Source organism: Acidimicrobiia bacterium, from assembly GCA_035471805.1.
Lineage (GTDB): Bacteria > Actinomycetota > Acidimicrobiia > Spongiisociales > JAHEDJ01 > JAHEDJ01.
Window position 1 is genome coordinate 1 of the sequence record DATIPS010000019.1, and the last position, 19,952, is coordinate 19,952.

23 protein-coding genes and 1 tRNA gene are annotated in these 19,952 nt (G+C 63.4%); 2 read left to right on the forward strand and 22 right to left on the reverse strand.

Features of this window, described 5'->3' with window-relative positions:
* From VLT15_04015 to der, 3 genes are all read right to left on the reverse strand, one after another.
* Nucleotides 1-359 (reverse strand): hypothetical protein (locus VLT15_04015; GenBank protein ID HSR44382.1); only part of this gene is annotated, 359 nt, incomplete at its 3' end.
* Between the two features lie 362 nt (nucleotides 360-721).
* Nucleotides 722-798, reverse strand: a tRNA-Pro gene (locus VLT15_04020).
* Nucleotides 799-994: 196 nt separating this feature from the next.
* Nucleotides 995-2,314 carry a ribosome biogenesis GTPase Der gene (gene der, locus VLT15_04025; GenBank protein ID HSR44383.1) on the reverse strand — a complete coding sequence of 440 codons (1,320 nt, stop codon included), beginning with the start codon at nucleotides 2,312-2,314 and terminating at the stop codon, nucleotides 995-997.
* 174 nt (nucleotides 2,315-2,488) lie between these two features.
* On the opposite strand from der, the gene ispH reads away from it, so the two are divergent.
* Nucleotides 2,489-3,538 (forward strand): 4-hydroxy-3-methylbut-2-enyl diphosphate reductase, encoded by a 1,050-nt coding sequence (gene ispH, locus VLT15_04030; GenBank protein HSR44384.1) that lies wholly within the window; start codon nucleotides 2,489-2,491, stop codon nucleotides 3,536-3,538.
* 8 nt (nucleotides 3,539-3,546) lie between these two features.
* On the opposite strand, the gene aroA is transcribed toward ispH, so the two are convergent.
* The 13 genes from aroA to VLT15_04095 form a co-directional block, all read right to left on the reverse strand.
* Complete coding sequence (aroA, locus tag VLT15_04035) at nucleotides 3,547-5,493, reverse strand: 3-phosphoshikimate 1-carboxyvinyltransferase (protein HSR44385.1); 1,947 nt, start codon at nucleotides 5,491-5,493, stop codon at nucleotides 3,547-3,549.
* Nucleotides 5,490-6,206 carry a pseudouridine synthase gene (locus tag VLT15_04040; GenBank protein HSR44386.1) on the reverse strand — a complete coding sequence of 239 codons (717 nt, stop codon included), beginning with the start codon at nucleotides 6,204-6,206 and terminating at the stop codon, nucleotides 5,490-5,492. The genes aroA and VLT15_04040 overlap by 4 nt, the downstream gene beginning before the upstream one ends.
* On the reverse strand, nucleotides 6,203-6,760 hold the full coding sequence (scpB, locus tag VLT15_04045; GenBank protein HSR44387.1) for an SMC-Scp complex subunit ScpB: 558 nt from the start codon (nucleotides 6,758-6,760) through the stop codon (nucleotides 6,203-6,205). The genes VLT15_04040 and scpB overlap by 4 nt, the downstream gene beginning before the upstream one ends.
* Complete coding sequence (locus VLT15_04050) at nucleotides 6,748-7,506, reverse strand: segregation/condensation protein A (GenBank protein HSR44388.1); 759 nt, start codon at nucleotides 7,504-7,506, stop codon at nucleotides 6,748-6,750. The genes scpB and VLT15_04050 overlap by 13 nt, the downstream gene beginning before the upstream one ends.
* A gap of 9 nt (nucleotides 7,507-7,515) precedes the next feature.
* Nucleotides 7,516-7,992, reverse strand: coding sequence for an HDIG domain-containing protein (locus tag VLT15_04055; protein HSR44389.1), 477 nt, complete (start codon nucleotides 7,990-7,992; stop codon nucleotides 7,516-7,518).
* Between the two features lie 70 nt (nucleotides 7,993-8,062).
* Nucleotides 8,063-8,299 carry a TraR/DksA C4-type zinc finger protein gene (locus VLT15_04060; protein ID HSR44390.1) on the reverse strand — a complete coding sequence of 79 codons (237 nt, stop codon included), beginning with the start codon at nucleotides 8,297-8,299 and terminating at the stop codon, nucleotides 8,063-8,065.
* Nucleotides 8,300-8,358: 59 nt separating this feature from the next.
* Nucleotides 8,359-9,288, reverse strand: a complete 930-nt coding sequence (locus VLT15_04065) for a site-specific tyrosine recombinase (protein HSR44391.1) — start codon at nucleotides 9,286-9,288, stop codon at nucleotides 8,359-8,361.
* A 19-nt stretch (nucleotides 9,289-9,307) separates the two neighbouring features.
* Nucleotides 9,308-9,856 (reverse strand): NUDIX hydrolase, encoded by a 549-nt coding sequence (locus VLT15_04070; protein ID HSR44392.1) that lies wholly within the window; start codon nucleotides 9,854-9,856, stop codon nucleotides 9,308-9,310.
* 1 nt (nucleotide 9,857) lies between these two features.
* Nucleotides 9,858-11,513 (reverse strand): CTP synthase, encoded by a 1,656-nt coding sequence (locus VLT15_04075; protein ID HSR44393.1) that lies wholly within the window; start codon nucleotides 11,511-11,513, stop codon nucleotides 9,858-9,860.
* Between the two features lie 59 nt (nucleotides 11,514-11,572).
* Entirely contained in the window at nucleotides 11,573-13,183 is a 1,611-nt protein-coding gene (locus VLT15_04080; protein ID HSR44394.1) for an AAA family ATPase, read from the reverse strand.
* Nucleotides 13,180-14,004, reverse strand: a complete 825-nt coding sequence (locus tag VLT15_04085) for an NAD(+)/NADH kinase (protein ID HSR44395.1) — start codon at nucleotides 14,002-14,004, stop codon at nucleotides 13,180-13,182. Before VLT15_04085 ends, VLT15_04080 begins: the two co-directional genes overlap by 4 nt.
* Entirely contained in the window at nucleotides 14,001-14,768 is a 768-nt protein-coding gene (locus VLT15_04090) for a TlyA family RNA methyltransferase (protein ID HSR44396.1), read from the reverse strand. The genes VLT15_04085 and VLT15_04090 overlap by 4 nt, the downstream gene beginning before the upstream one ends.
* An 11-nt stretch (nucleotides 14,769-14,779) precedes the next feature.
* A complete protein-coding gene (locus VLT15_04095; protein HSR44397.1) occupies nucleotides 14,780-14,914 on the reverse strand; it encodes a hypothetical protein in 135 nt (44 codons plus the stop codon).
* Between the two features lie 49 nt (nucleotides 14,915-14,963).
* Between VLT15_04095 and VLT15_04100 the strand changes: the two genes are divergently transcribed.
* Complete coding sequence (locus VLT15_04100) at nucleotides 14,964-15,725, forward strand: rhomboid family intramembrane serine protease (GenBank protein HSR44398.1); 762 nt, start codon at nucleotides 14,964-14,966, stop codon at nucleotides 15,723-15,725.
* On the opposite strand, the gene VLT15_04105 is transcribed toward VLT15_04100, so the two are convergent.
* Genes VLT15_04105 through VLT15_04130 form a run of 6 tightly spaced genes read right to left on the reverse strand, consistent with a single transcriptional unit; the run spans nucleotide 15,712 to nucleotide 19,850 of the window.
* Entirely contained in the window at nucleotides 15,712-16,479 is a 768-nt protein-coding gene (locus VLT15_04105; GenBank protein HSR44399.1) for an HAD-IIA family hydrolase, read from the reverse strand. The genes VLT15_04100 and VLT15_04105 overlap by 14 nt on opposite strands.
* A gap of 2 nt (nucleotides 16,480-16,481) precedes the next feature.
* Entirely contained in the window at nucleotides 16,482-17,819 is a 1,338-nt protein-coding gene (locus tag VLT15_04110; GenBank protein HSR44400.1) for a M20/M25/M40 family metallo-hydrolase, read from the reverse strand.
* The gene (locus tag VLT15_04115; GenBank protein HSR44401.1) at nucleotides 17,809-18,228 is read right to left on the reverse strand and encodes an NUDIX hydrolase; all 420 of its coding nucleotides are present in this window, start codon (nucleotides 18,226-18,228) and stop codon (nucleotides 17,809-17,811) included. The genes VLT15_04110 and VLT15_04115 overlap by 11 nt, the downstream gene beginning before the upstream one ends.
* Complete coding sequence (locus VLT15_04120; protein ID HSR44402.1) at nucleotides 18,225-18,695, reverse strand: GNAT family N-acetyltransferase; 471 nt, start codon at nucleotides 18,693-18,695, stop codon at nucleotides 18,225-18,227. The genes VLT15_04115 and VLT15_04120 overlap by 4 nt, the downstream gene beginning before the upstream one ends.
* Nucleotides 18,692-19,423 carry a polyprenol monophosphomannose synthase gene (locus VLT15_04125; GenBank protein ID HSR44403.1) on the reverse strand — a complete coding sequence of 244 codons (732 nt, stop codon included), beginning with the start codon at nucleotides 19,421-19,423 and terminating at the stop codon, nucleotides 18,692-18,694. Before VLT15_04125 ends, VLT15_04120 begins: the two co-directional genes overlap by 4 nt.
* Nucleotides 19,413-19,850 (reverse strand): DUF4193 family protein, encoded by a 438-nt coding sequence (locus VLT15_04130; protein HSR44404.1) that lies wholly within the window; start codon nucleotides 19,848-19,850, stop codon nucleotides 19,413-19,415. The genes VLT15_04125 and VLT15_04130 overlap by 11 nt, the downstream gene beginning before the upstream one ends.
* Between the last annotated feature and the right edge of the window lie 102 nt (nucleotides 19,851-19,952).

Consider the following 19,952-nt stretch of genomic DNA (forward strand, 5'->3'; position numbering starts at 1 on the left):
ACCGAACCCAGCAGGGCAGCGTCCACACCATCACCGGCTTCGAACTCACCTACCAGCGGAGGCCAGAAGCCGGCGCACTCGTCGTAACAGACACTTTCACCCTGCGCATCAGGAGTGAACAGATAGAGCACATTGCCGTCACCATCAACCAGGATGGACCCCAACGACGAATCAGCCAACTCCACCAGCCCGCCGGATGTCTCGGATTCGGTGGTGGTGGTCGTGGGTGCCTGAGTGGTGGTGGTCGAAGGAGCAGCCGTTGTCGGCGGATTGGTCGTTGCCTGTTCGTCGGCGCCACCGGCCGAGCACGCCGCCGTCACCATGGCCAGGATTGCGAGAGTGGTTCCCAGTCGCCGCATTGTCTCTCCTCATGTATGGGGTTTCCCGTCAGTACGTAAGCAAGGGTCATTCGGTTCTCGGTGGTGCCGATCCGCTGCCCTCGCGAGAACCAGGAGGCAGGTCTGACGGGTGACTTCATCGCGACTCATAAGACGACCTCGTGTCGGCCGTGCCATCGGGGGCGATTGGCTTGGCTACGAAGGGGTCGGACTGTCGAATCGAACAATTCTGGTGAGAAACCCCTGATGTCGACGACGTTCTAAGCCATTCCTTTGCCCGTTCAGGGACGAGTTCAGGCGACCTGGTCTGCCGAATCTATGCCGGGCCCGAAACCGGCACAATCCGTCACATGAAGAAGCCCCTGCAAATGCAAGGGCTTCTCTGGTCGGGCTGGCGGGATTTGAACCCGCGACCTCTTGACCCCCAGTCAAGCGCGCTGCCAAGCTGCGCCACAGCCCGTAGATCAGGGATCTTAGCCTTCGTGATGACCGTCGCAGGCGCCGTCGAGGTCGCCGGCGATCACCATGGACAAGTCCCAAGACCGAAGACCCAGTCACCAACGCACCTCACCCCTTCAACGAGGCGTATCGACAGGTAGAGGCCGACCACGGTCAGTGTGAGGATGTATCCAATTGGTGGGCGCTTGCGGTCGGCCTCAGGTGCCATCTTTGCGACCGCGCCGGCGGGCGACCACTTTGACCGGGGTGCCGATGAAGTCCTCGACACCACGGATGCGGTTCTCGAGGAAACGCAGGTAGTCCTCGCCCAGCACTCCCCCACCCACGAACACGACAATGGTCGGGGGCTCTACTCCTGCCTGGACGGCATACACGATGTGCGGGCGGCGGCCCTTTCTCACCGGTGGCGGGTGGGCCGCGTGCCACTCTCTGACCAGACGGTTCAGCCTGGGGGTCTGTATGCGCCGTGACCGATTATGGATAACCAGCTCCAGCGTCTTGTCGAGGCGGTGAAGTCGGGCACCCGTCTTGGCCGAGATGCGGAGAACCGGAGCCCACGAGATGAATCCGAGCCGTCTGGCGACCGCGGCTTCCGTCGCTTCCCGCTGTTCGAGGTCGGCGATGTCCCACTTGTTCAACATGACGATGAGTCCGGCGCCACCATCGGCGGCTTCTTCCGCGATCCGCTGGTCTTGCTGAGTCACCCCTTCTACCGAGTCGATGAGGAGGAGCGCAACGTCGGCGGCGGCCAGAGCCTCGCGCGCCCTGAGCACGGAGTAGAACTCGGTGTCCTCCTTGACCTTGGGGGCGCGCCTGATTCCTGCCGTGTCGACGATGTTGTACTGGACCCCGCCCAGCGCGACCACTGCATCGATGGGATCCCTGGTCGTGCCGGGCACCGGCGACACGAGGACCCGTTCATCCTTCAACAGCTGGTTCAAGAGTGTGGACTTGCCGACGTTGGGACGTCCGACGATTGCCAACCTGGGCAGCGGGTCCGTCTCAGGCACCCTGTCCAGGGCGGGAAGCCTCTCGACGAGGCGGTCGAGTAGATCACCCGTACCGCGACCGTGCAATGCGGAAATGGGAATCGGCTCACCGAGCCCAAGGCTCCACAGTTCGGCGATGTCCAACTCGCGTGCTGCGTCGTCCACCTTGTTGGCGACGACCACTACCCGATCAGGAGTGGACCGGAGCAACGCCGCCACGCCGAGATCGTCGTCTGCGATCGAAGTCGAAGCATCGAGCACGAAGAGGACGACATCGGCACTTGCGAGCGCCGCCTCCGCCTGCCCGGAGATATCCGTCGCCAGTTCATCACCCGCCACCTGCCATCCCCCGGTGTCTATCAAAAGGAACCGACGTCCGCTCCAGTCGGCTACGAACTCGCGCCTATCTCGCGTTACACCGGGGCGTTCCTCGACGACTGCAGAACGACGGCCGATGATCCGGTTGATGAGAGTCGATTTGCCGACATTGGGGCGCCCGACGACGGCGACAATTGGAAGACGGGACATAAGTGAGGTAGATGGTACTCCGACCGAACCCGCCCGCGGCTGCCCGGCCTCCCGGCGCGGCGACCCCGTCGGACGCATTTCGGCGAGGGACAGAACACACAGCTTCCGCGCATCGCCATGCCGCCTCTCGAGCCGTGCCACAGCTATAGACCGGAATCACCTAGCCTTTGCCCCATGCCCCCATCGATAGTGCTCCTTGCCGAACCGCGTGGCTTCTGTGCCGGTGTCGAGATGGCCATCAAAGCGCTCACCTGGATGGTGCGCGTGTTCGAAGCACCGGTCTATTGCTTCCACGAGATCGTGCACAATCGATGGGTGGTGAAAGCCTTCGAAGACGTCGGCGTTGTCTTCGTTGATGACATCGATGAGGTTCCCATCGGATCACCTGTCATGCTGTCGGCCCACGGTTCGGCCCCGGAGGTCGTTTCCGGGGCCGAGTCCCGAGCCGGCATAGTGGTCGATGCGGTCTGTCCCCTGGTCACCAAAGTCCATCACGAAGTCCGACGGATGGCAGAGCGCGGATTCGAAATCATCTACGTTGGCCACGAGGGCCACGACGAAGCGGTCGGAACCGTCGCCGAGGCCCCTGAAGCGATCACACTCGTGGAACCGGAGACCGGGTTGAGCACTTTCGATCCGGCAGATCCGGCGAAGGTTGCCCTGCTCGCGCAGACCACGCTCGGCGTTCACGAATGGCAAGCGGTACTCGATGATGCCCGCCGCAAGTTCCCTTCGATCTCAACAGCCAGGAAGAGCGACCTCTGCTACGCCACGACGAACAGACAGGATGCAGTGCGTTCGCTCACCGATGAGGCCGACCTCATTCTCGTCGTCGGGTCGGCGTCATCGTCCAACACTCGCGCGCTCGTGCGTGTCGCTCGGGAGGCCGGTGTGAATGCACACCGTATCGATGACGCCTCGGCGATCGATCCCGCCTGGCTGGACGCAGCGCAGGTCGTGGGAGTGACGGCCGGTGCGTCTGCTCCGGACCACCTCGTTCAAGAAGTGATAGACAGAGTCAACCCCAGCGAAGGGGTGCGTTTGCTTCAGATCACGGAGGAGGGTGAGTATTTTCCTCTTCCACCCCAGCTTCGAACTCTCCTACGGGTGCTTCAGCTCACTGTTGAAGCCGGATTCGGCGCTCAACGGCAGGCCGAGCCGGGACCGCTGGATCGAGACCCGGAATGGGATGCGACGGAGGCGCTCGCAGCTATAAGCCGCTGAACTGCGGTTCAACCCGTCTGCCGCTCTCTGGCGGTCACCACGATGCGGTCGACTACTTCTTCGATCGTCAGATCGGAGGTGTCGAGTATCACTGCGTCCGGTGCGGCGGTCAGCGGCGAATCCGCCCGCGTCGAGTCGATCGTGTCCCGACGGTGAAGATCGCTTGCGACCCGCTCCACATCCTCGTGACCCTGCTCAGAGGCGCGTCTGGTGGCTCGTACCTCCGGTCGTGCCGTCAGGAAGACCTTCAAGCCCGCTTCCGGGAAGACGACCGTTCCGATGTCCCGGCCTTCGACAACCGCACTGCCCCCCTGCCCGGCAACCCACTCATGCTGCTGTGCGACCATAAGTCGGCGGACCTCAGGGATGGCGGATACCGGGCTCGATGCTCTTGTCACGGCCTCCGTGCGAATCTCCGACCCCACATCACGCCCGTCGATCAGCATCCTGCCGCCCGCATACCCGAACCTGTGCCGGGAGACTTCTGCGATCACCGCAGATGTGTCGTCGAGATCAAGCGATGCTTCCAAGGCTACGAGTGTCGCCGCCCGATAGAAGGCACCGGTGTCGAGGTGTGGCAACTCGAGCCTCTCCCCCACTGCACGACTCACGGTCGTCTTGCCCGACCCGCCGGGTCCGTCGATCGCGACAATGATTCCCATATCGGGGCGGACCATAGCCGCCGGAACTGTGACCGATTCGAGTGCGTTGAAGAATCCCGGCCACGTCTTCGCAACACATTCCGGATCCACGATCCCGACGCCCGGGGTGGCCACGCCGGCGACTGCGAATGCCATGGCGATGCGGTGGTCGTCGTACGTGGCTATTTCCCCCCCATGTGGTGAACCCCCCTCCACCACGATCGAATCAGCCGTTGTGTGTGCTGTGATGCCGATCACCGCCAGTTGCTCCCGGAGGGCCGTCAACCGGTCGGATTCCTTGATGCGGAGGTTGCCGATGTTCGAAACCGTCGACACCCCGGCGGCAAACGCACAGACAACCGCCAGCATGAGGGCGGCGTCCGGGGCGGAGTTCATGTCTCGCGACACCGCAGCCAACCGCCCAGGTCCCGAGACACGCACCCCCGTTTTAGTCCACTCGACCGAACAACCCATATCGGCCAGGACCTCGAAGAACAACAGATCCGGTTGTCTAGAGCGAACGTCGACCCCCACGATCTCGATCGTTCCATTGCTCACTGCGGCTGCCGCGGCGGGATAAACCGCAGCCGAGACGTCCGGTTCGATCGAATAGCCCGTCCCTCGATAACCGGTAGATCCGCGAACGTGAATCATCGGTCCCGGCCGCATCTCGGCTGCGGCCCCGAATGCGGCCATGACGTCGAGCGTCATCTCAACATATGGTCGGGAGACGAGGACGTCGTTGAGGAAACGAATCTCCGTGTCGCCGTCGAGGAGAGGAGCGATCATGGCCACCGCTGAGACGTACTGACTCGACCTCGTGGCGTCGATCGTGATCGACCGTCCCACCGGGTTCTTGGCGCCGACGGCCAGGGGCGGACCTTCGCCATCACCGAGCATCTCGACTTGCGCTCCGAGGGCGCGCAGAGCAGCTACGAGATCGGTGATCGGCCGGAGGCGCATGCGGGCACTGCCGTCTATCACGACCCGACCGGGTACGAGCGTGCTCACTGCTGTGATGAATCGAGCCGTCGTGCCGGAGTTTCCGACTTCCAGAGGTGCGCCGGGAACCGAAAGGAGACCGGCCGAGCCTTCCACTATCCACGCCTCCGGGTCATCGTCCGCGATAGCTACCCCGAGGGCCCGCAGGCAGGAGCGCATAGCCTCCGTGTCCTCGGCCTCCAGCGGGTGCAGCAGCGAACTGGGTCCACTAGCCAGGGCGGCGATCACCAGTGCGCGGTTTGTGATACTGCGCGAGCCCGGTATCTCCAGGGATCCGGTCACCCGTCCGTGACGAACTTCGTAGGCGGTCACGGCGCGGTCGATCCGTACAGGGAACGAACTTCGTCGATCGTCAACGGACGCCACTCCCCGCTCTTCAGGTTCCCATCACGCAACGGGCCGATTGCGGAACGAAAGAGAGTGATGACGGGCGAACCGATCGCGCTGCACATGCGCCGAACTTCACGCTTGCGCCCTTCGCCCATCACGATTTCCAGCATCGTGTTCTCACCCTGTGCGTCCACGATCCTGGCGGACACGGCACGAGCCGGGCCGTCGTCGAGTTCGACACCGTCGGTCAACCTGCGGACGTCTGCCGGCTTGGGAGTCCCGTGAACGAGGGCGGTGTAGGTCTTGGTGACGCGGTTGCTGGGATGCGTTATGTGTTGTGCAAGGTCACCGTCGTTGGTCAACAGGATGAGACCTTCGGAGTCCAGGTCCAGACGTCCAACCGGAAACACCCTCGAGCCCTCCGGAACCAGGTCGACGACCGTCTTGCGACCGTGTGTGTCCTCGGCGGTGCTGACCACGCCCGCCGGTTTGTTCAACAGGTAGTACACGAGACCGGGGGCAACCGGGAGCGCTACTTCATCGACTTCCACACGCTCGACTTCGGGATCGATCTTCTGCCCCAGGTGGGCGACCGACCCGTCGACCTTGATGCGGCCGGCCCTGATCAGCTCCTCGGCAGCGCGCCGGGAGCACAGTCCGGACCGGGCTACCACCTTCTGCAACCGTTCGTTCAAGGCTTGAAGGTTTCTTCGAGCGACTCGACCACCGAAGCCGCCGGCACATGGTCGGCAAGGGGAGGCAGCTCAGAGAGTGATCGGAGTCCCATCTTCTCGAGGAAGAGGTCGGTGGTTCCGTAGACCGCCGGAGTACCCGGCAGCGCCAGGCGGCCGGTCTCTACTATCAGGCCGCGCCGTTCCAGCGTCCGCAGCGCCGAATCCGAATCGACACCGCGTATCTCGGACACTTGCGACCTGGAGACCGGCTGCTGGTAGGCGACAACTGCCAATGTCTCGAGCGCAGCTTGCGACAACCGGGTCGCGGTGGCCGTGGTCGCAAAGCGGTCCAGGTACGGGAAGGCGTCGGGCGCGGTATACAGCCTCCAGCCACCCCCCACGTTGCGGAGCTCCAGTCCCCGCCCGGACAAACGATCGGCCAGAGCATCGAGTGCGGACCGCACGTCGTCTGCCGGCAACTCCAGAACCTCCGAAAGTTCCTCGAGCGGAACGGGCGTCTCGGCCACGAACAGGATCGCTTCGATGATCGACGGGTTGTCCATCATCTGCTCCATTCACTGACGAGAACGTTTCCGTCACCGGTGTGGCGAATCTCAATCGGAGCGAGCCAGTGATCTTGAGCGACGTTGACCAAACCCCACCTGGCGAGTTCGAGGAGAGCCAGGAAGTACGCGACCACCTCTACTTTGCGGGTGCAGTGTTCAACGACCTCGTCGAACGTAGACTCGGCCAGCGAAGCGAACCTGACCCGCAGCTCGTCGATGGCCTGCTCGACGGAGGGAAGGTCGAGATCCAGATGATCCAGGTCGGGCTCTCCTGAGCGCTCCGTGAAGACACGGTGTGCAAGGGCGGCGAAGCCGTCGAGGTCGAGCGGGATTCGGACTTCGGGCGGCGTCTTTACGACCATCGGGTCCAGACCGGCTCTCCGCTCCATATAGCGGTTGTTCGCCTGGAACCGGTGTCCGAGCACCGCAGCCACATCCTTGAAAGTCACGCACTGCAGCAACCGGGTGATCAACCGGTCGCGCTCTTCCATTAGGGCCAGTTCTTCGTCGAGATCGATATCGATGTCGTCCGGGAGCAGGTGGCGAGCTTTCAACTGGATGAGGGTGGCGGCGATCAACAGGAACTCGCTGGTCAGGTCGAGGTCCAGTCGCCGGATCTCATCGATGTAGGAGACATATTCGGAAACGATGTCGATGAGGCTCAACCCGGCGATATCGACCTGATGGCGCGAGACCAGTTGGAGGAGCAAGTCGAGTGGTCCCTCGAACACGGCTGTCTTGACTTCATAGGTCATGGTCGATCCTCATCGTATTGCAGGCGGCTGAGGGTGCGGTGGCTTTCCCGGGTGATCGGCCATCTCGAGCAGACGCCAATCCCCGACGCTGATCTCGTTCGGGCGGCCGTCGTGATGATGGCGTGCAAACTCGACCACCACCCGCTCGCAACCCAGCGCTTCGAGTTCCCCGGCGCCCAGGCGGCCGTGATCGACGTAGGCGGCGCTCTTGCCCCGCAGCGGCAGGCCGAGTTTCATCATGGCGCTGGCGATCGAACGTCTGAATATCCCCAGGCCGGAGTGCCGCTTGCCGACATCATGGAAGAGCGCCGCCCTGATCAGATCGAGGCGGTCCGGGGCGAGACCGTGAATCCGGCCGGCCGCTCTGTAGGCATGTCGTTGATCGGCGATCGGCTGTTCGCAGAAGAGGGCTCTTTCCTCGGTTGACCTCAGCCACGAAGCAACCTGTGCCCCCTCTGAATCGTCGAGAGGTCCGGCGGTTGCCACCTCGAAGAACCTGCGGGCTAGGTGCCACCACGAACCGATAGCGCGGCCCCGCATCCGAATCGCCCCGCTCTCAGGAACGGCGGGACTTGCAGTCCATGCAGAGAACGGAGGTCGGGCGAGCTTCCATCCTTGCCGCGCCGATCTCCTTGTCGCATTTCGCGCACCGGCCGTACGTACCGGCATCGAGTTTGGCCAGAGCGGCGTCCACCGAGTCGAGTTGCCGCTTCAGGCTCTCGACGAGGCCCAGGACTTCGGTACGCTCCGCGGTCGCTGCTCCGGCATCCGCGAAGCCGTCGCCGAACTGCACGTCGGAGCGCAGATCACCCGTCTCGGTAGCGCCGAGTTCCTCGAGTTGATGGACGAGCTTCAGACGCTCTTCGTTGAGCAGGGTCTTGGCGGCGTCGTAGTTGATGACAATCGGCTCCGTGGGTGAGACTCGACGTACACCTCGATCAGATGACGAGGCGACACTTTCGTATAGATCTGGGTTGTGGAGATACTAGCGTGGCCGAGCATCTCCTGGACCGACCGCAGGTCTGCGCCTCCCTGGACCATGTGCGTCGCCGCCGAATGACGCAAGACATGAGGCGAAACAGCCGCCTGTGACATCCCGGCCCTGGCCGCTGCTTTCCGGACGATTCCCCACACACCCTGCCGGGTCAGGCGCCCTCCCCTGGCGTTGAGGAAGACCGCGCCGGGGTCGGGCCTTCCGCCCAACGCGGCCCGACGATCAGGCAGGTAGTACTCGATGGCCAGGACGGCATGAGCTCCGATCGGTACCAAACGCTGCTTTCCGCCTTTGCCCGTGACGAGTGCCGTCCTGTCCTCGAGATCCAGGTCGATCACATCGAGACCGACGGCTTCTGCGACTCTGGAGCCGGAGGCGTACATGAATTCGAGAATGGCCCGGTCGCGCCGTCCCAAGGAAGTCCGCACGTCGGGAGCCGTGATCAGTTGCTCGACTTCGTCGATCTCTAGTGCCTTGGGTAGTCGCAGGCCGGGTTGTGGTGCCTGGACCATGGTCGTCGGGTCCGCGCTTTCGGTTCCCTCGATCACCAGGAACCGGTGTAATCCGCGTAGTGCCGCGACCTTGCGAGAGATCGTCGTCGCGCGCAGACCCCGTCTGTTCAAGGAGGCCACGAAGTCATCGACCAGCCCGGCCGATGGCGTTCGACCATCGAGAAACCCTAGATAGTCGGTGAGATCTCGACGGTAGGCCTTGATGGTGGCCGGAGCCAGGCCGCGCTCGACGGTCAGCGACGCGAGGTACTCGGCTATTCCGTTCTCCAGGCTCACGCCGGCCGCCTCGCCGCGCTCATTCGACGTTGTACCGAGCCAGCACGTCGTTCAAAGCGAGCAATGTCTTCGCGTCGGTGATCGATCCGGCGGCCATCGCCGATCGGAGCTCGGCAAACGTCATGTGGATTATCTCGGCGTGCTGTTCCTCGGCTCCCTGCGGCCGGGCTCCGACCTCGACCAGTTCGGTCGCCAGAAACAACTCGATCCGCTCGTCGGTGAAACCCGGGGTCGTGTGGATCGTGCGTAGGTATTCGATCCTGCCCGGCCGGTAGCCCGTTTCTTCCTCACATTCCCGAGCAGCCGCCCGGCTCGGGGGTTCGCCGTCGACGTCCAGCTTGCCGGCCGGGATTTCCAAGACCATGGTGCGCAGCGGTGCTCGAAACTGGCGCATCAGGACGACACCATCATCGAGTACGGGAACCACCGCGACGGCACCGGGGTGCCGAATCACTATCCGTTCGAACTCGTCACCCTCGTCGAAACGGTAGGTCTCGACCTCAACAGACAGGAACCCGAACCGCGCCGCCTTTCGGCTCCCGACAAGAGCCGCCGGGATCGACTGCACCTCAGGGGAGCTCTGCTCGGGCCGGTTCAGCAGTCGCCGGAGCGGGCTTCAAACGCTTGGCGCGATGCTCCAACGCAGCCTCGATGAAACCCAGGAACATCGGATGCGGGTCGTCCGGTCGAGATTTGAACTCGGGATGGAATTGAGAGGCGAGGAAGAATGGATGTCCAGGCAACTCGACGACCTCGACCAGAAGACCGTCCGGCGATACCCCGGATAGCTTCATGCCGGCAGCCTCGAGATCTTTGCGATAACGGTTGTTCACCTCGTAGCGATGCCGGTGCCGTTCGTATATCAGTTCGTCGCCGTAGAGCTTGCGAACCAGGGAGCCTTCCTCCAGCTTGGCTGCGTAGAGCCCCAGCCGCATCGTGCCCCCCATGTCGTTCACATCTTGCTGGCTGTCCATCAGATCGATGACACGATGCGGGCTCGTGGGGTCGAATTCTCCGGAGTGAGCCTCACTCAACCCAACGACGTTGCGGGCGAACTCAATGACCGCACACTGGAGGCCGAGACACAGGCCCAGGAACGGGACTCCCTGCTCGCGTGCATGACGAACCGCGAACACCTTGCCTTCTATACCTCGCCCGCCGAAGCCTCCGGGCACGAGGATCCCATCCAGGTCTTCGAGATACGAGGATCCGAGAAGGCCGGGAAGGTCGTCGCTCGGGACCCAGCGAAGGTCGAGGCGTACGCCGTGGGCCAGAGATGAATGACGGAGTGACTCGACAACCGAGAGGTAGGCATCCGGAAGGTCGACGTATTTGCCCACCACACCGATCGTCACTTCGTCTTCGACGGACGCCGCCCGCGCGACGAGGGCTTCCCAGGAGCGCAGGTCCGGCTCGTCGGTCTCGAGGTGGAGTCGACCGGTCACGACGTCGTCGAGTCCGGCGGAGCGCAGCATCAGGGGGACCTCGTATATATCCCGAGCGTCCGGAACGTTGATGACTGCATTCGGCTCGACATCGCAGAACAGACTGATCTTGCGACGGACCTGTTCGTCGATGCCCCGATCCGAGCGCACCACGATCACATCCGGTTGAATCCCTCGGGAGCGGAGTTCGGCGACCGAGTGCTGGGTCGGTTTGGACTTGAGCTCGTCGCTCGATGCAATGAACGGAACGAGGGTCACGTGTATGTAGAGGGTGTTGTCGCGACCGACGTCCTTGCGAAGCTGCCTGATCGCCTCGAGGTATGGCAGCCCTTCGATGTCCCCGACCGTGCCGCCGATCTCGGTGATCACGATGTCGACGTCGTCCCTCTCGCCGAGGCGCCGTACCCGTGCTTTGATCTCGTTGGTGATGTGCGGGATGACCTGAACCGTGTCGCCGAGGTAATCGCCGCGCCGCTCCTTCTGAATGACGGTCTGATAGATCGACCCCGTCGTCACGTTCGAATCGCGTCTCAGGTGCTCCCCGGTGAATCGCTCGTAGTGACCGAGGTCGAGATCGGTCTCGCCGCCGTCGTCGGTGACGAACACCTCGCCGTGCTGGAAGGGGTTCATGGTGCCCGGATCGACGTTGATGTACGGATCGAGCTTCTGGAGAACGACCTTGAGGCCCCGTGCCTTGAGGAGTCGACCGAGCGAGGCTGCCGTGATGCCTTTACCGAGGCTGGATACGACGCCCCCGGTGACGAATACATACTTGGTCACGGACGCGAAGCGTAGCACCCCCTCTGGGAACCCCAAGTTTTTCGCGACGAAACCACCGGTCAACTCCGGCTGGCCAGCGCGGTTTGCCTCAGTTCCTCAGCGTGCTCCCGGCCTCGCTCGGATTCTGAGAGTCCGGCGAGCATTCGGGAGAGCTCTTCGATCTGGTCGGCATCGTCTACCCGACGAACGGACGCCGACGCCCCGACCCGCTCGACGACGAAATGGACGTCGGCAAAAGCGGCAACCTGAGGCAGGTGCGTTACACACAACACCTGGCGGTGCCGGGCCAGGTCGGCCAGTTTCCGGCCCATCGCCAGAGCCGTCCGTCCCCCGAGTCCGGCGTCGACCTCGTCGAACACCACTATCGGAGCTTCGCCGGCGGAACCCGCCAGACGGAGAGCCAGAACCAGGCGGCTGAGCTCACCTCCCGAGGCGACTTTGGCGACCGGACCGGGTTGTACTCTCTCATCGGATGCGAACTGCAGATCGATGCGATCTCCGCCGGTGGGGCCAGGGTCGGTTGCTCCGATGGTGAAACGAATCGAGGGGGTCGTGAAACCCAGGTCGCGGAGATGGCGTTCGGCATCTTGTTCGACAAGGGCGGCAGCCTGCTGTCGCGCCCGGCGCAGCTCTGCTGCAGCCGCGTCGAGGCGGTCTTCGGCCAGTGCAAGCTCGGTGTCGAGCAGCTCGCTTCTTGTGATCAGGCTGTCCAGTTCCCCCAGCCGGACGGATGCCTGTCTCCCGAATTCGAGGACTTCCTCAAGGTCCGTTCCGTATTTGCGGCGAAGGTCTGCCAGCAAGGCGACCCTCTGCTCCTTCTCCTCGAGTAGCTCCGGGTCGTGGAGCACGCCCTCGGCTGCGACACGCGCTTCGGTGCCGAGTTCCGCCAGGTCGGCTGCGACGGCCTGCGCCAGCTCGTGCAGGGGCGAGAGGTCCGGATCGAGCTCGAGCGCTCGTCCGGTGGCGGAGTGGGCACGGCCGGCAGCCTCTTCTGCGTCTTCAACCAGAGAACGCACACTGCTGAGCAGTTCGAGGAGTTCGCCGGCGTGGCGCATACGTCGAACCTCACGGAAGAGCACCTCGTCGTCGCCGCGGTCGAATCCGGCGGAGGAAATCTCCTCGACCTGAAAAGCCACCAGCGAACGCTCCCGTTCGAGAGCTCGTACATCGCCGCCGATGCGAGTCTGATCCTTGCGGAGTTCCACGATCCGGGACCAGGCGGCCCGATACTCCTCCAGAAAACCGAGGCCGTCGCCGTCCAACGCGGCATCGATCAAGCGGCGCAACTCGGCCGAAGATCGAAGGGCGAAGTGATCACCCTGCGCAACCACCTCAACGATCCCGGCAACGCGCTCGGCCACCACCTTCAGCGGCACCATCGACCCGTTCAGGTACGCCCGGCTCTTCCCTCCGCGTGCCAGCCGGCGAGTCACAGTCACCTCCTCGCCGTCCAAGATGAACCTGCCCTCAACCGTCGCCTCATCGCTGCCGGCCGTTATCAGGCCGCTGCGCGCCGGCAAACCGAGCATCAGCTCTACCGCTCCCAGCAGCAGGGTCTTCCCGGCTCCAGTCTCCCCGGTCACTACAACAAGACCGCCGGTGGGTTCGATTCGGGCGCGGTCGATCACGCCCAGGTTCGTGATGGCCAGTTCGTCGAGCAGGCCCGTCATTCGAGCTTCAGCTTCTCGGTGAGTAGACGTGGATACGACCGGCGTGAGAAATCGATGAATCGAACCTTCCTCTCGGCCCGGTGAATGATTATCTGCTCGCCTTGGGCGGCGCTACCCAACTCGTGTCCGTCGACGTTGACGCCCACCGGCCATTCTCTCGCGACGGTGCAACGCAGCTCGACATCCGCAGGCAGCACGATGGCACTCGAGAAGAGCGAATGGTTGGCAACCGGGGTGAGGATGATCGATTCGACGTCGGGGTGAACGAGTGGACCTCCCGCTGAGAGGTTGTAGGCGGTCGAGCCGAGCGGTGTCGAGAACACGAGGCCGTCGGCGTGGAAGGTGAGGAACGGATCTCCATCGATGGCGACATCGATCGAGACGAGCCTTTGGTTCAGGACCTTCTCGACGACGACATCGTTCACTCCTACCAGTGATCCCACTCCCGGGATCGAAGCCTCGAGTGTCATCCGTTGCACTTCCGTCCAGGTCCCGGCCGCCAGCTGCTCTATGACGTGGCCCACCTGAGCCGGCTCCACGTCCGCCAGGAAACCTATGCGACCCAGGTTGATCCCGAAGACGGGAACGTCGTTCGACAGGGCATGCTGGACGGCCCGCAATACCGTTCCATCGCCACCGATGGCGGCCACCACATCGAACGGCCCTCCGGATTCGAGGTTCACCGTTTCAACTCCGAGAAGATCGGCAATCCCCTCGTCGGCTACCACTTGAAGGCCGGCGGCGCGCGCGTGCCCGGTGAGCATTCGAGCCACTTCGTCGGCTCGTTCCAGCTTGTTGTGCACAACTAAGGCGATCTTCACGGTTTCGTCGTCTCCACGATGTCCTGTTCCTCAACGAGTACCGGTCCATGCCGGAGGTGAGCGAAGAACTCCCGGTTTCCCTTTGCTCCACGGATCGGCGATTGGATGACACCGCACGTTCCGAGTCCCTGGGCCGCCAGGCAACCCACCACCTGCCGTATTGCCCGGCTGTGGCCTTCAGCCTCGCGCACGATACCTCCCTTGCCAACCTCTCCCTTTCCCAGTTCGAACTGCGGCTTGATGAGAAGCAGCAAATCGGCGGCCGGGGCGGACAGCCTCGCCAGCACCTCACCCACGGTACACAGCGAAATGAACGACAGGTCGGCGACGATGAGATCGAACGGGCCGCCGAGGTCTGCCGGCGAGCTGTGCCGGATATTGGTTCGATCCCTCACGTCGACACGCGGGTCCTGGCGGATCGACCAGTTCAGTTGACCGTAACCGACATCGACGGCGCAAACGCTCGCGGCTCCGTGTTGGAGCAGACAATCGGTGAATCCTCCGGTCGATGCACCCGCATCGAGACAGCGTTTACCCGCCGGGTCGACTGCGAAAGCGTCCAGCGCTGCTTCGAGCTTCAGACCACCCCGTGAGACGAACCGGCTCGAGCCTCCCGGATCCAGTTCTATGGGAACATCCGCTCCGACCAGGGAAGACGCCTTCGGTATAGCCACACCGCCGACCGACACTCGACCCTCCTCGATCGCCGATTGCGCTTCGGATCTGCTCGCGACCAGACCGCGCCGCAGCATCTCTTGATCCAACCGGCGACGCGTCAGTCCGAGGCCTCCCGGTCGGGATCCAGAATCCGGGCAAGTGCCTCGGCGAGTTCATCGGCCAAATCTGGCGCTTCGGCAGGCTCCGAATTCTCCAGGTCCTCGATGCGTTTCGAAATCAACGTAAGATCCATGCATCCATTATCGCCGTCCGGAACACGGATCTCACGCCTTTCAAAGACAATGATTCCACTACGCGACACGAACCCAACGGTCATCAGACCTTTCGTCAACTGGATGATCATCGCGGCCGGGTTGGCCGTCTTCTTCCTGCTGCAGCCACAGACCAACCCCGAGAGCACAGTGTTCGTCTACGAGTGGGCTGCCATACCGTGCGAGTTGACGACGATGGACGCTCTCGACATTCGAGAACTCGAGACCGGGTTGTGCATCCGATCGGACGCAGGCGGTTCCCACTTGTTCCCGGACAAGTCCATCTGGCTGAGCGTGGTCGTCTCGATGTTCCTGCACGGTGGGATAGGTCATCTCCTCGGCAACATGTGGATTCTGTGGATCTTCGGGAACAACGCCGAGGAAGCGTTCGGGTCGGGCGGGTTCCTGCTCTTCTACCTCGCGTCCGGGGCTTTGGCGACCGCCGGCTACGTTTTCCTCAATCCCGACAGCACGATTCCGCTCGTCGGCGCCTCGGGAGCCATAGCCGGCGTCATGGGCGCCTACCTGGTGCTCTTTCCGAGAGCACGCGTAACCTCGATCGTTCCGTTTCTGTTCTTCATGCCGTTCGACGTGCCCGCCTGGATCTACCTGATCCTGTGGTTCTGGGGCCAGTTTGCCCTCGTCGGTCAGGCCGGCCAGATCGCCTGGGAGGCCCACGTCGCCGGATTCGTGTTCGGGTTGGTGGTCGCGGTGGCTCTCCGCAGTCGCCTGCTCCGGCGTGTCACCGCACTGCACCGTCGAGCCCTGCCCCGCCGGCTCAGAAGGCGCTGAGTGCGTCCGGGAGGTCGGCGAGCGATGCAACGACGATGTCGGCTTCGTGACCGTCTGCAGCCCAGGGAGGGGTGATCCCCGACAGCGTCAGCACGGTGGACCATCCCGCCGAACGGCCCAGTTCGAGGTCGGTCTCGGGTCGATCTCCCACCACCCACACAGGACCGGGCGCCAGACGGGTGGAGATGAGTTTCTGCATGGGACCGAACGGCTTGCCGGCCGCCTCTGCCTTTCTCCCGGAAGCGGCTTCGAGCGCGGCGACGATGGATCCGGCACCCGGCCAGATGTCATTCTCCGCGGCGGGGAAAGTCGTGTCGAGATTGCTGGCGATGAACCGCGCCCCGGCACGCAACGCGCTGGTCGCTTCTCTCAGCTTGTCGTAGCTGAGGTCCAGGTCGAATCCGACTGCTACGGCGCTGGCGTCCCTACCCGACGCGACCAGTTCGTGACCGGAGTCGGTCATGGCAACCCGCAGCCCCTCGCCCCCCACCACGTACACCCGTTCGCCTGCGCCGTCGAGGAGCACGGCGGCCGCCCTGGCCGAAGTGACGATCTGGTCGGTGCTCGCCGGATATCCGGACAGACGTGTGATCTTCGCCGCCACCTGTTCGTCGGTCTTGGATGAGTTGTTGGTCGCGAAGATGATTCGGTATCCCCGGGCATCGAGGGCGGCCAGTGCCTCCCCGCCTCCGGGGATCTCATTGTCGCCCCGGTATACGACACCGTCGAGGTCGCATACGACGTTTCCCGGCACCTCTAGCCGATCCCCTCAAAGAAGTTCTCAACAGTCCGGTCGAGCAGTTGATAGGTGCGGTGAAGAGACTCGACGCTCACCCTCTCGTTCCTTCCGTGGAACATGGCGAGGAACTCGGGAAACTCGATGCGATCGTCGTACCAGCCGACCCCGTAGCCAACGACACCTCTATCGCGGAAGAACCGGAGGTCGGTGGTGACGGGGGTCAGGGTCGGCACGACGCGCCGGGACCCGGCCAACGACTCGAACGAGGCAACGATCGCATCCCAGAGCGGCCCCTGCGCCGGACTCGATGATGCCTGGTGATCCATGACGGGGTCTATCCGGATTCTGTCGCGATCCGTTCCGAGAACCTTGGCGAGATGATTATCGACCGTTGAGCCATCCTGCCCGGGCAGGGCGCGAAAATCCACCTCTGCTCTTGCGGTCTCCGGAACGACGTTCGACTTGATCCCGGCGTTCATGACGTTGGGGCTGACGGTCAGGTGAGTACAGGCGTGAACGTAGCGGGCGAGTCCCATGGATTCGGCAGCGAGATCCTCGATGACCTGATCGATCTGGTCCGGGTCCAACAAACCGGCGGCGGTCTCCTCCGGCAGCCGGAGGCCGTCAACGAAGGCCCGCCATTCATCCGAGATGACCACCGGTGATGGTGCCTCCGCCAGGCTCGCCATGGCTCTGGCCAGAGGGACGAGAGCGTTGTCCGTCCCGTACGGCTGACTTCCGTGACCGGGCGTGCCCGACGATTCGAGCGTGCGCCAAAACGGCCCTTTCTCCCCGACGTTGACGGGGTACGCCGGTGTGTCGGACAGAGGAAGCACCGGATATGCGACCTCATTGAGGACGTAGTCACAGGCGAGCTCTTCCCAGTGATTCTCAGTCAGGTAGTGCGCCCCGAGTTTCGCACCTGCCTCTTCATCGGCGACCCCGAGGAAGAGCAGATCCCCGGGCGGCTGGGGTGCCTCCCCGGTCAGATATCGCTTGAAGACCGCGGCCATCGCGGTGGTGACGTTGAGCATGTCAACGGCACCGCGTCCCCACACGAAGCCGTCGTGAATCTCGCCCGAGAAGGGATCGTGGGCCCAGCCGGACGCGTCCGCAGGAACCACATCGAGATGTCCCATCAGCATCAACCTCGGCGCGGACCGATCCCGGCCGGCCACCCGGTAGAGCACGCTGCGGCGGCCGGGATGCGGTTCGAAGATCCTTCCCGGTCCGCCCAGAAACCGGGCGAGGGTGTCGACGGATCGATGTTCGTGGCCACCGTCCGGTGTTCCGTCGTTGACGCACTCATTCCGGATCAGAGTTCCCAGCAAGTCGGCCAGAGCGTCAGCCTGCATCAGACCGGCTCCGCAGGACGGCGATCAACTCGAGCATGGACGATGTGACGGGCAACGCTTCGATCTGCTGCAGAGGGACCCAGGCGACGGCGGCGGCGTCGTCACCTGCCGAGAGTTCCCCGGCCACGACGCTGGCTTCGAAATCGAGCAGAACGAAGTGCCAGTCGGGTCCGACGGTCTGGCCACTCCACAGCAGGTCGCCAACTTCAACGATCAGACCTGTCTCTTCGAGGACCTCCCTGGCGACGGCATCTTCAAGCTGTTCACCCCAGCGCACCTTGCCGCCGGGGATTGCCCACTCGCCGGCCCTCGGTGGGCGCCCTCGTTCGACCATCAGCAAAGCTCCGTCGCGGACGATGACGGCGCCGACCCCCACCCGGGGAACCCGGTCCGGCCATTCGTCGATCAACGCTTTCTCCGGTGCATGGTTATCGAACGGGCGGAGAATCCGGCCCGTTCGAAGAAGTTTTTCGCGAGGCGATGGCCGGGCAACACCGGCGCGTCGAATCGCTCCGCGCCCGCCCGCGCGAGGTCCGCCAGGGCGACGTCGAGCAGTGCCTCTGCGATCCCGACCTCTCTCGCTTCCGGTTCGGTGAACAAGAGGTCGATCACTCCGACTCGCTCTCCTTGAGCCTGCTCGAGAAGCGACCGGAGGTGTGCAAACAGGAATCCGAGGGGTACCGAGTCGATGGTTGCAACATAAACGAACCACTCGCCTGATTCGATTCTGGCGCCGATCGACAGATCAATTGGTTCGTCGATACCGTCCGCTAGTGGCCACATCTCGTGGAGGTCGACCATTTCCCGCTCCAGGCGGCGATACATGCGGATGATCTCGGGGAGATCAGCCGGCCCGGCCGTTCGTACTTCTATCACCTGTGCGAGCGTAGTCGACCGAAGCGGCGTTGCAGACCCCAGCGCGTCACCAGCCACATCGCCTCGAGGACGATGCCACCGCTCATCTTCGAAGTGCCCGCCATGCGGTCCTTGAAGCTGATCGGTACTTCCACGATCGAACACCCGGTGTCGACGGCTCGAAGCGCCATCTCCACCTGGAATCCGTAGCCCGACGCGCCACAGGTATCTGCGTCGAGCTGCCTCAGACAGTTCGCGCGGTAGGCACGGAACCCGCCCGTGGCGTCGTGAATCGAGATTCCCAACGCGACGCGGGCGTAGAGGTTGCCTCCCCTCGAGAGGAGGCGACGATGCCACGGCCAGTCCGGGGTGGATCCACCCGGTACGTATCTGCTTCCGAGAGCCAGGTCGGCTCCCCCATCGAGCGCTTCGATCAATCTGGGCAGGTCGGTCGGATCATGAGAGAAGTCGGCATCCATCTCACAAACGACGTCGGCTCCCGATGCGAGCGCGACGCGGAAACCGTGCGCGTATGCAGGTCCGAGGCCCTGTTTCTCCGCTCGATGGACGACCTCCAGACGCGGTTCGGATGCTGCAAGACGGTCTGCAAGGGCACCCGTACCGTCGGGAGAGGAATCATCGACTATGAGAAGCCGGTATCCGTGATCGAGTACCGCCGGAACGAGGCTGGGAAGGTTCGCGATCTCGTTGAAAGTTGGAACTACGACCGTGACGGTGTCAGGACGCACAGTCCGTGCAGATCATCTTGCGCCGGTTCGCCAGCTGGCTCGTTCGCTTCACGAGGAAGCAGGAAGAGCATACGAACTCATCCCTCTGCGCCTGCTGGGCGTCGAGGTTCATGGTCAACTCCTCGCGCTGGATGGCACGCAGCTCGGCTACCTCATCCACCAGCAGGGCCTCGGCGGCTTCCTCGTCGAGAAGCTCGAGTTCCTCTGCTTCTAGTTCTTCGAGGGCTTCCGTCTCGGTCTCCGAGTCGATGTCGTCATCTTCCTCTTCGTCATCGGATACGTCGTCCACATCGTCGATCTCCGCGACGAGGTCGTCGTCGAGGTCGTCGTCGAGGTCGTCGTCCAGGATGTCGTCGTCGAGTTCCGCCTCGAGTTCTTCGTCATCGAGGACGTCATCCGGGTCTGTCAGAACGTCATCTGAAGGCATGTTCTTCTCCGTCGAGCGGCAGGAGTATAGGTCTCCGACTCGGTTGTCCGGTTTCTATCGCAAAAGCCTATCCCCACGGGGCGAGGACTTCATCGGCGCTTG